At 69.2% G+C, this 11,496-nt stretch carries 5 protein-coding genes and 1 pseudogene; 4 read left to right on the top strand and 2 right to left on the bottom strand.

Annotated features, from left to right (window positions below; all coding sequences use genetic code 11):
• Nucleotides 1-190: pseudogene (locus A5663_RS22520) on the bottom strand (phosphopantetheine-binding protein); the annotation flags it as partial.
• A 108-nt stretch (nucleotides 191-298) separates the two neighbouring features.
• Nucleotides 299-1,159 (bottom strand): LLM class F420-dependent oxidoreductase, encoded by an 861-nt coding sequence (locus A5663_RS08580; RefSeq protein WP_068146708.1) that lies wholly within the window; start codon nucleotides 1,157-1,159, stop codon nucleotides 299-301.
• A 208-nt stretch (nucleotides 1,160-1,367) separates the two neighbouring features.
• Between A5663_RS08580 and A5663_RS08575 the strand changes: the two genes are divergently transcribed.
• From A5663_RS08575 to A5663_RS08560, 4 genes are read left to right on the top strand one after another with little or no spacing between them, the layout of a single operon-like run.
• Nucleotides 1,368-2,111 (top strand): thioesterase II family protein, encoded by a 744-nt coding sequence (locus A5663_RS08575; RefSeq protein ID WP_068146705.1) that lies wholly within the window; start codon nucleotides 1,368-1,370, stop codon nucleotides 2,109-2,111.
• Nucleotides 2,101-3,432, top strand: coding sequence for a polyketide synthase (locus A5663_RS08570; protein ID WP_068146703.1), 1,332 nt, complete (start codon nucleotides 2,101-2,103; stop codon nucleotides 3,430-3,432). Before A5663_RS08575 ends, A5663_RS08570 begins: the two co-directional genes overlap by 11 nt.
• The gene (gene mbtD, locus A5663_RS08565) at nucleotides 3,432-6,377 is read left to right on the top strand and encodes a mycobactin polyketide synthase MbtD (protein WP_068146731.1); all 2,946 of its coding nucleotides are present in this window, start codon (nucleotides 3,432-3,434) and stop codon (nucleotides 6,375-6,377) included. The genes A5663_RS08570 and mbtD overlap by 1 nt, the downstream gene beginning before the upstream one ends.
• Before the next feature lies 1 nt (nucleotide 6,378).
• On the top strand, nucleotides 6,379-11,466 hold the full coding sequence (locus A5663_RS08560; protein WP_068146735.1) for a non-ribosomal peptide synthetase: 5,088 nt from the start codon (nucleotides 6,379-6,381) through the stop codon (nucleotides 11,464-11,466).
• The last annotated feature ends 30 nt before the right edge of the window (nucleotides 11,467-11,496 follow it).

Genomic DNA, 11,496 nt, shown 5'->3' with positions numbered 1-11,496 from the left:
CGGCAACCTCGAGGTACACCTCGGCGACCGCCTCCAGGCGCTCGCTGCCGGTCTCACGGGCGACGAGCCGCTCGGCGAGCTTCGCCACCGTTCGCGCGGCGAACATGTCGGTGACCGCCGCACCCGGCGCGTCGAGCCAGTCGCGTACGCGGGCCACCACCTGGGTGGCCAGCACGGAGTCCCCGCCGAGCGGCTCGTCGCCCGTGAGACCGGCAGCGAGCGCCTGGAGGCGGTCGCCGAGGTGTACCTCGAGGTTGCCGGAATGGACAGCGAGACAGTGCTGTCCGAGCTGGGTTCGTCAGCTTAGAGCCGCGGCCAGTCGGCGCCACTGCTCGCGCGGGAATTCCCGCGGATCGGCGGTGAGCACCTGCACACAGACGTGGTCCGCGCCGGCGTCGCGGTGCTCGCGCACCCGTTCGAGCACGGCCTCCTCGTCACCCCAGGCAATGAGAGCGTCGAACAACCGGTCGCTGACCGATGCCACGTCGTCCTCGGAGAAGCCTGACCGCAACAGATTGTTGGCATAGTTGGGCAGCGCCAGGTACGACCGCAGCCAGTCGGTTCCGAGCGCGCGCGCTTCGTCGGCGTCGGTGGTGAGCAGCACCGTCTGCTCAGGCAGCAGCAGCGGTCCTTCGCCGAGGTGTTCGCGGGCGTAACGGGTGTGATCGGGGGTCACGAGATACGGGTGCGCACCGCGTGAGCGGTCCGCTGCCAGTTCGAGCATCTTCGGGCCGAGCGCCGCGAGCACCCGATTGGCAACCGGGACCGGCTGTTCCGTCGCATCGAGTCCGTCGAGGTAGTTGCGGGTCGCGGCCAGTGGCTTGCGGTACAACCCCGGCTCCCGTGAATCGATGAGCGGCGCGTGGCTCACCCCGATGCCGAGAAGGAAACGCTCCCCGTGGCTTTCGGTGAGCGACGCGTACCGGGCGGCCACGTCGGCCGGCTCGTGCATCCACAAGTTGAGGATGCCGGTGGCGATGACGACGTCGCGAGTCGACGACAGCAGGTGGTCCACCGAATCGAGGACGGGTCCGCCGACGTCGGGAATCCACAGCGCGCTGAAGCCGAGTTCCTCGAGCTCGGCGGCGGCCTCGGCGGCCTGGCTGTGGTCGCCGTAGCGCAATTGCGAACTCCATACACCGACACCTGCTAGCTCCATAGCCGTCGACTGTCGCACACGGCGGCCGACGACAGGCGCGCTGGTGTGCGTTCAGATCGACAAACAGCGCGGTCAGCAGCGATTCTGCGATCTCAGCGCACACCAGGGGTCGGCGCAGACCGTAGCCATGTCCCGCTGCGAAGGATAGGGTAACCTCACCTTCGACTTAGGACAGCCTGCGCTAATCAACTCCGACGACGCCGACACGATGACCGAACAGAGCCAACTGACTTTCGCACCCTGGATCAAACGCGCCGCCGGTGAATCATCGGACGGCGCCACCGTGGTCTTCCCGCACGCCGGCGGCGCCGCTGCGGCCTACCGGTCGTTCGCGTCGGCATTGGCCGCCCAGGGTGACGACGCATACGTCGTGCAGTACCCGCAGCGCGCGGATCGCCTGAAGCATCCCGCACCGGACACCGTGGAGGGCCTGGCGGCGGATTTGTTCGCCGCGGGGGACTGGTCGGCACTCGGCCCGCTGCGGCTGTTCGGGCACTGCATGGGAGCGGTGATCGCCTTCGAGTTCGGCCGGGTGGCCGAACGCCACGGAGTTCCCGTTCGGCAGTTGTGGGCTTCGGCGAGTCAAGCCCCCTGCGCGATCGCCGACTCACCGCGGCTGCCCACCGCCGACGCGGAAGTGGTGGCCAACATGGTCGATCTCGGTGGTACCGATCCCCGGCTGGTCGCCGACGAGGAGTTCATCGAGCTGCTCGTGCGCGCGGTGCGGGCGGACTACCAGGCGTTCAACCGTTACACCTGCCGACCCGATGCCCGCCTCACCGCGGACATACACACCATCGGCGGTCGCACCGACCACCGCATCAGCGAGGACATGTTGCGCGGCTGGGAAACTCACACCACCGGTGCGTTCACGCTGTCGCTGTTCGACGGCGGCCACTTCTACCTCGACGACCAGACCGACGCGGTCGCGGAGTTGGTCAATGCCGGTTAGCGCGCCAGAGAACGACGGCGACGATCCGGTCGTCATCGTGGGGATGGCGATCGAGGCGCCGGGGGGCATCGAAACCGCCGACGACTATTGGGACCTGCTGGTCGCGCAGCGCGAGGGGCTGTGCCCGTTTCCGCGCGACCGCGGGTGGTCGGTGCGCGATCTGCTCGACGGCTCGCAACGCGACGGGTTCAAACCCATCCACGACTTCGGCGGGTTCCTCTCTGACGCAGCGACGTTCGACCCGGAGTTCTTCGGGATCTCGCCGCGTGAGGCGGTCGCGATGGATCCGCAGCAACGGGTCGCGCTACGGGTCGCCTGGCGAGCGCTCGAGAACAGCGGGATCAACCCCGATGACCTCGCGGGTCACGACGCCGGCTGCTACGTGGGCGCTTCGGTGATGGGGTACGGACCCGACCTGGCCGAGTTCTCCAGTCTCACCGGACATCTGATGTCCGGGACCGCGCTGGGGGTGATCTCCGGGCGAATCGCCTACACGCTCGGGCTGGCCGGTCCCGCACTGACCATCGACACCTCGTGTTCGTCGACCCTGACCGCGATCCATACCGCGCGCCAGTCGCTGCGCTCGGCGGACTGCGATCTGGCGCTGGCGGGCGGTGTCTGCGTGATGGGCTCGCCCGGATTCTTCGTCGAGTTCTCCAAACAACATGCGCTGTCCGACGACGGACGCTGCCGGCCGTACAGCGCACACGCCAGCGGCACCGTGTGGGCCGAGGGTGCAGCGATGTTCGTCCTGCAGCGCCGATCGAGGGCGCTGAGCGACGGCCGGCAGGTGCTCGCCGAACTGCGGGCCACCTGCCTGAATCAGGACGGTCGGTCGGTCGGCCTCACCGCGCCCAACGGCCAGGCGCAGGCCCGGCTGTTCCAGCGCGCGCTCGACCGCAGCGGTGTGCGGCCGCAAGACATCGGCATGATCGAGGGTCACGGCACCGGAACGCGTCTGGGGGACCGCACCGAGTTGATCTCGCTGGCCCAGACGTACGGCGCCACTGCCCCCGGTGAAGGCGCTCTGCTCGGGTCGGTGAAGTCCAACCTCGGCCACACGCAGGCCGCGGCGGGCGGGCTGGGCCTGGCCAAAGTTCTCGTTGCCGCCGAGCGCGGTGCGATCCCGGCGACCCTGCACACCTCGGAAGCCAGCCGCGAAATCGACTGGGACGAACAAGGTCTGCGGTTGGCGCGGGAGCTGACACCATGGCCGGCCGTCGACGGCACACGGCTCGCGGCGGTGACCGCGTTCGGTATGAGCGGAACCAACGCGCACGCGATCGTGTCGATACCGGCCACCGAGCCCGAGGCGGCATGATGCCGTCTGTCGGTCTGCCCGACGGGCGGGTGCCCGTCGTGTTGAGCTCGCACGCAGAAGAACTGGTGCGGACAGACGCCGAAGCGATACTGCGCTACCTCGACCAGGAGCCGGATGTGCGCGCGGTCGCCGCAACGCTGCTGCGCGTCCGCCGGCTGCGCAGGCATCGCGCCGTGGTGCGTGCGGCGGACACCGCCGAACTGGCCGACGGACTGCGTGCGGTGATCGCCGGGTCCGAGCATCCCCTGGTGGCGCGCTCCTCGCGAACATCCGCGCTGCCAACGGCATTCGTGTTCCCCGGCCAAGGTAGCCAGTGGCCCTCGATGGGGGCGGAAACTTACCGCCGCTCCGCGGTGTACCGGACGCATGTCGACCAGTGCGCCGCGGCGTTCGTCGCGGCGGGCGAATCGTCGCCGCTGCCGTATCTGACCGGCGACGCAGGCGACGCCGAGTACTCGCAGACGCAGGTCCAAGCCGCCCAGTTCACCCATGCTGTCGGTCTGGCCCACATCTGGCGGTCCTGCGGAATCCTGCCCGCCGTCGTGATCGGGCACAGCCTCGGCGAAGTAGCGGCCGCTTGTGTGGCGGGCAGCCTGGCGCTGCCCGATGCCGCCCGCGTCGTCATCGCCCGCGCCAAGGCGGTGGACCGCCTGTGTGGTGACTATCGCATGGCAGCGCTCGGGGTTTCGTTGTCGGCGGCCGAGCAGCTCATCGCGACCGTCCCCGGCTGGCTCGAGGTGTCCGCGGTCAACTCCGACGCCTCGGTGGCGGTGTCCGGGACCCGCGCTGCCGTCCGCGCGCTGATCGGGGCGGCCGCCGAACGAGGCCTGTTCGCCCGCGAACTCGACGTGAATTACCCCGGCCACACCAGCGCGCTGCAACAGGTGCGCGACCATCTGTTCGACCTGCTACCGGAAGCCGGGTTCGTCGACTCAGCCGTGCGATTCATCGGATCGACAACCGGCGACGTGGTACCCGCATCCACGCCGTTCACGGACTACTGGTTCGACAACCTGCGCAACACCGTACGGTTCGACCGCGCCGTCGCGGCCGCGCGCCGACACGGCGCCGAAGCGTTCATCGAGATGTCGGCGCACCCCGCCCTGCAGTTCGCGCTCGGCGACCTGCTGGCCGACGAGACAGACGAGCCACTCGTCGCCGGCTCGGGACACCGCGACACCGCCCCGATGGAGACCCTGTCGGCGAGCATCGCCGCCACCGCGATCGCGGACCCCGCTTATCGATGGGCCGATCTGCTCGACATCCCCGCGGAGCCGATCCTGCGCGGTTTCCCCAACGCTGCGATGCGGGCGGTGCGGCTGTGGGCCGAACGGCAACAGTCACCTCCGGTTACCGGCCTTACCGTTGCACGTGAAAAATGGCAGCGCGCAGCACAATCGAGCGCGGTAGCACAGCGCGTCGCGGTGGTCGAACTCCCCGGTCCCCGCGGACCACTCGCCGGCCGGCTGCGGGCAGCGTTGAGCCGTACGCAAGCAGAGCTTGTCCAGCCCCGGGACGCGAACCTCGTCGTCGCAGTGGCCCCAGAACTCGACCACCCCGACGCCGAACACAGCGCCGACACGCTCTCGCGGCACATCGATGCCGGGTTGCTCCACTATGTCGACTCCGCCGGACCCGACTGCCGGGCAGTGTGTCTGGTGACTGTCGGCGGTGAGCGCGTCCGACCGGACGAGCCGACCGCGTTACCCGCGCAGGCTGCGCTGGCCGCGATGCACCGCAGCATCGGTTTCGAGCGCTCCGAGCAGGCGTTCCGCCATCTCGACCTGCCATCGTGGGAACCCGACGACACCGTCGCGGCCGCTGCTGCGCACGCCCTGCTGGGCGACGCCCATGAGGCGGCGGTACGCGACTACGGCACGGCACCAGTCCTTTTCACCCGTACAGTGACCGGAAGCGCCGAGTCGGCGCCGGCGTGGCAACTGGACCACGGAGTGCTCGACGACGTCGTCATCACCGGTGGCAACGGCGTTGTGGGTCTGCACTTCGCGCGTTACCTCGCGGCGCACGGCGCCCGCCGCCTCGTGCTGCTGAGTCGCGGCGGTGTCGATGCGACAGTCACGGCCGAACTGAAGGCGGCGGACCTCGAAGTGGTCGCGCCGCGGTGCGATGTCGCCTCCGCCGAGCAGGTGGCCGCGACGGCCGCACAGTTCGGCGGTGCCGGCGCGTCGCTGCTCATCCATGCCGCGGGTACGGCGACCTTCGCTGACCATAACGCGGTCACCGCGGCGGCGTTCACCGACATGGCGGCGGCCAAGATCGGCGGTCTGGCTCGGCTGACCGAGTTCTGGCCGATGCGGCCGGACGCGCGAATCCTGCTGTGCTCGTCGATTTCCGGGGTGTGGGGCGGTCGCGGCCATGCCGGATATTCGGCCGTCAACAGGATGCTCGACGTGATGGCCGGCCAACTGCGGGCAAAGGGGCAGCGCTGCGTCGCCATCCGGTACGGCCTGTGGCAGGGGAACGGGATCGCCGACGCGGGGGAGGTGGCCAGGATCGAGCGCTCCGGCCTGCTGCCGATGGCGCCTCTGGCAGCTGTCGAAGCCAGCCTCGCGCAACACGGCGAAGACCCGCTGTTGATGAGCGCCGACCAAGTCCGGTTGCGAATGTTCCTGGACAGCCGAACCGCAACGCGCCACGAAAACCGCTTCGCCACAGCCGAATTCGATGTCACTGACACGGCGGCCCGGCTACGGACCGAGCTCGGCGCAGTCCTGAACGTCGAAGCGGCGTCCGTCGACCTCGAGCTGTCGCTGCTCGACATGGGGGTGGACTCGCTGCTGGCACTGGACCTCCGCAAACGGCTGCTGCGCGCGACGGGCCAAAAGGTGCCGCTGGCCACCTTGCTCGGCGGCATCACCGGCGGCGGCCTCGTGGCCGAGCTCGACCGCACGAAACGATCAGAGAAGGTGGATACGCGTGACTGACCTGACTGAGGCGCTCGATCTCCGCGAGCGGGTCGAGGATCGCCGGCTCGAGTTGTTGCGCCGCAAGCTGGCCGAGCGGGGACTGCGCGACCAGCAGCCGTCCACCGCCGAGGCGCGCGGGCTTTCCGACGGGCAGCGCCGCATGTGGTTCGTGCAGACCGCCGATCCCACCGGGGCGATCCTGAACATCTGTCTGTCCTACCGGATCACCGGAGACCTCGACGTCGCCCGGCTACGCGACGCTGTCAACTCCGTCGCCGCGCGGCATCCGGTGTTGCGCACCACCTATCACGCCGACGAGCACGGCGAACCCCAACTGACCGTGCACGACGAGCTCGCGCCGGGCTGGGCCGTGCACGACCTGACGGACATCTCCGAGCACGCGCGCCGGCTTCGGCTGGAAGTGTTGGCCCAACGGGAATTCGGCGCTTCCTTCGACCTGGCGGCAGACTCGCCGCTGCGGCTCACCGTCGTGCGTACCGCCGCCGACGAACACGTCATGCTGCTGGTCGCTCATCACATCGCCTGGGACGACGGCTGCTGGGCGGTGTTCTTCGGTGACCTCACCCGGGCCTACTCCGGTGAACCGTTGGCACCCCTGGCCATGCCGCGCTCGCACGGACCAGAACCGGCCGACGAGGACCTCGACTACTGGCGCGACGTGTTGGCCGACCCGCCCGAGCCGCTGGAACTGCCCGGTCCGAACGGCTCCGCGGTACCCACCAATTGGCGGTCTCAGCGCATCACCATGCGGTTGCCGGAGGCAACGGTCGAACGGGTCGGCGCGCTGGCCAAGGAGTCGGGGGCGACGCCGTACATGGTCCTGCTGGCCGCCTTCGGGGTGCTGATGCGGCGCTACACGCACTCCGAGGACTTCCTGGTCGCCGCACCGGTACTCAACCGCACAGGCGATCTCGAGGAGGTGATCGGCTACTACGGCAACACCGTGGCCTTGCGGCTCAAGCCCGGTGCCCGCCGGAGCTTCCGTGATGTCGTCGCGCACGCTCGCGACACCGCGGTCGGTGCGTTCGCGCATCAGCGCATCAACCTCGACCGGGTGGTGCGCGAGTTGAACCCGGATCGGCGCCACGGTGCCGAGCGGATGACGCGGGTGACCTTCGGTGCGCGCGGCGCCGACGGTGAAGCCTTCTGCCCACCCGGAATCACCTGCAGCCGAGGGCAATTGCGCGGCCACCTCACCCAGTTGCCGCTTGGCTTCATGGTGGAGTTCGATGCCCCGGAGGCCGGGATCGTCGTGGAGGCCGAGTATCTCGTCGAAATCCTCGACGCGACGCTCGTCCGGCAACTGCTCACGCACTACGCCGTACTGCTCGACGATGCGCTGCAACGTCCCGACCACCCCATTGCCGAGCTCGACATGTTGGGCGCCGACGACGCCGAATGGCTGCGTGAGGTGTCCGCGGGTCCGGAGTTCGTCACCGCTGCCTCGACGATGACGGCGCTGGTCGAAGCTCAGGTGGCGCGCACCCCCGCCGCGGTCGCCATGGTCTACGAGGGACGTGACTACACCTACCGGGAGGTCAACGAGTCGGCGAACCGGGTGGCGCACTGGCTCATCCGGCGGGGCATCGGCACCGAGGACCGGGTGGCCGTGCTCTTGGACCGCTCGCCGGAGTTGGTGTTCACCGCGCTCGGGGTGATCAAGGCCGGCGCCGTGTACCAGCCGGTCGACCCCACCTATCCCCAGGACCGGCTGACCTTCATCCTCTCGGACTCCGACCCCAAACTCGTGCTGCGCGAACCGATCACCGATCTCGACGGACTGCCCGCCACCGATCCCACCGACACCGACCGGGTCCGCGCACTGTCTGCGAAGAACACCGCCTACCTGATCTACACGTCCGGTTCGACCGGTCAGCCCAAGGGCGTTCCGGTGCCGCACCGCCCGGTCGCCGAGTACTTCGTCTGGTTCAAGGGCGAATACGGGATCGACGACAGCGAGCGGCTGCTGCAGGTCGCGTCGCCGAGCTTTGACGTCTCGATCGCAGAGATCTTCGGCATGCTCGCGTGCGGCGGACGGCTCGTGATCCCCCGCCCGGACGGTCTGCGCGACGTCGGCTATCTCACCGAGCTGCTCCAGGACGAAGGCATCACCTCGATGCACTTCGTGCCCTCGCTCCTCGGCCTGTTCCTGTCATTGCCCGGGGTCAGCCAGTGGCGGACGCTGCAGCGGGTGCCCATCGGCGGCGAGGCGCTGCCCGGCGAGCTGGCCGACAAGTTCCACGCCACCTTCGACGCGCTGCTGCACAACTTCTACGGTCCGACCGAAACCGTGATCAACGCGAGCCGGTACAAGGTCGAGGGCAAGCAAGGCACTCGAATCGTGCCCATCGGCACGCCGAAGATCAACACCCAGATCCATCTGCTCGACGACGCCCTGCGACCCGTTCCGGTCGGGGTGATCGGCGAAATCTACATCGGCGGAACCCATGTCGCGCACGGGTACCACCGCCGGCCGGCCCTGACAGCGGAGCGGTTCGTCGCCGACCCGACCACCTCGGGCGGCCGCCTCTACCGATCCGGCGACCTGGGCCGCCGTAACGCCGACGGCGACGTCGAGTTCGTCGGCCGCGCCGACGAGCAGGTCAAGATCCGCGGCTTCCGGATCGAACTCGGTGAAGTCGCGGCCGCGATCTCGGTCGACCCGAGCGTCGGGCAGGCGGTCGTGGTGGTCAGCGACCTGCCGGGGGCCGGTAAGAGCCTCGTCGGCTACGTCACGCCGGCCGACGAGACCGTGGACGTCGAACGCATCCGGAACCGCGTCGCGGCCGCGCTGCCCGAGTACATGACCCCGGCTGCCTACGTCGTGGTCGACGAAATCCCGATCACCGCCCACGGCAAGATCGACCGGGCCGCGCTGCCGGAGCCCGACATCGACCCCGGCACGCCCTACCGCGAACCCGACCAGGGCACCGAACGCCGACTCGCAACCCTGTTCGCCGAACTGCTCGAGCGCGACCACATCGGTGCCGACGACTCGTTCTTCGACCTGGGCGGCCACTCCCTGCTCGCCACCAAACTCGTTGCGGGCGTGCGAGCGTCGTTCAATGTCGACATCGGTGTGCGCGACGTCTTCGAGCTCGGCACCGTAGCCGGGCTCGCGCAGCGGATCGAATCGGCAGCGGCCTTCGGACCGAACCGGCCAGAACTACTTCCCGTTTCCCACGACGGCGCGTTGCCGATGTCCGCATCACAGCTGCGCATGTGGTTCCAGTACCGCATCGACGGCCCCAGCCCGGTCAACAACATCCCGTTCGCTGCCCGGATCAGCGGCCCTTGCGACACCGACGCATTCGTCCAGGCCGTGCGCGACGTGGTGGCGCGCCATGAGGTGCTGAGGACCACTTATCGCGAAATAGACGGTGCCCCATACCAACTCGTCAACGAAGGACCGGACGTCACAGTGCGTCGCGCCCACGGCGGCGACGGGACTTGGCTCGACACCGAGCTCGCGAAGGAACGCCGCCACGTCTTCGATCTCGAACGCGACCTGCCCGTGCGGGCCGCCGTGCTGGCGACGCCCGATGCACACGTGGTTTCGCTGGTGGTCCACCACATCGCCGCCGACCACTGGTCGGCGATGGTGCTGTTCGACGACCTGCTGACGGCGTACCGGGCCAGGCGGGCGGGACACACACCCGGATTCGCACCGTTGCGTGTCCAGTACGCGGACTACGCCGCGTGGCAGGCGGCACTGCTCGGCGAGACCGACGGGCCGGTCGCCGCGCAGCGCGACTACTGGCGCCGCCAGTTGGCGGGTCTGCACGAGGATCCGGGCCTGACGCCGGACTTCCCGCGACCGCCCGTGCTGAGCGGCGCAGGCGACGCCGTCGAGTTCGGGGTCGACGCCGCCACCCGGTCGAAGTTCGCCGAACTGTGCCGCGAACTCGGCGTCACGGAGTTCATGCTGCTGCAGGCGGCGGTCGCCGTCGCCTTGCACAAAGCCGGTGAGCGCCCCGACATTCCGCTGGGCACGCCGGTCGCGGGCCGCACCGAAGCCGAACTCGACCGGCTCGTCGGGTTCTTCATCAACATCGTGGTGCTGCGCAACGACCTGTCCGACAACCCGACGTTGCGCGAGGTGCTGCGCCGGGCCCGCGACACGGCGCTGGAGGCTTACGCCCACCAGGACCTGCCGTTCGACCAGGTGGTCGACGCCGTACGACCGGTGCGGTCGCTGTCGCGCAACCCGCTGTTCGGAGTCGTCGTGCACGTCCGCGATGCGCTGCCCGCCGACCAGATCATCGAGTCAGGGCCGGACGGCACCACTACGTTCACTGCGCTGGAGCCGCCATTCGACGTCGCCCACGCAGACCTGTCGGTCAACTTCTTCGGCGCCACCGACGGCTACCGCGGACACGTCATCTACCGGACCGATCTGTACCGGCGCGACACCGCGGAACGGTTCGTCGAATGGTTGCGCCGCGTGCTCGCCGCGTTCGTCGACGATCCGGGCCAGCGGGTGCGCGACGTGCAGATCGCCGACCGCAACGAGCGGCGCCTGGTGCAGAAGTTCAGCGCGGCGACGGCGGCCAGCATCCTCGACGGCTGGCGCGATCCCGTCGCAATCGGCGCGGTGGGCGAGGTCTTCGAGCACGTCATCGACGAGACCGGCGCGGAAGTGCGCACCACCGGCAGGCGCGGTCGGTGGACCGCGGACGGTCGGATGGAATTCGTCGAAGCCGCCGACGCCCGTCGTGTGCCGGCACCGGCGGGGCCGGCGGAACCGGTGCGCACGGAAACCGAACGCGCACTGGCGGTGATCCTCGCCGACATCGTCAACGTGCCTGAGGTCAACCGCACCGACGACTTCTTCGAGCTGGGCGGCGATTCGATCCTCGCGGTGCAGCTGGCCGCACGGGCCCGCGATGCGGGGCTGGCGGTGACCGCGCGAATGGTGTTCGAGAATCCCGTCATTCACGAGCTGGCGGCCAGAGTCGACGAAGCCGGCGCCGCCACCGAGACGCCCGACATCCGTCACGAGCCGATGGCCGCGTCCGGGCTCTCGGCCGACGAACTGGCGGCGGTCACCTCGATGTGGTCGGCTTCGCTCGACGGTGCACAGTGACGTCAACCCCTACCAGGAGCGAACCTGCGG

Source organism: Mycobacterium sp. E740 (assembly GCF_001672895.1).
Taxonomy (GTDB): Bacteria; Actinomycetota; Actinomycetes; order Mycobacteriales; family Mycobacteriaceae; genus Mycobacterium.
This window is presented reverse-complemented; position numbering and strand designations above follow the sequence as displayed.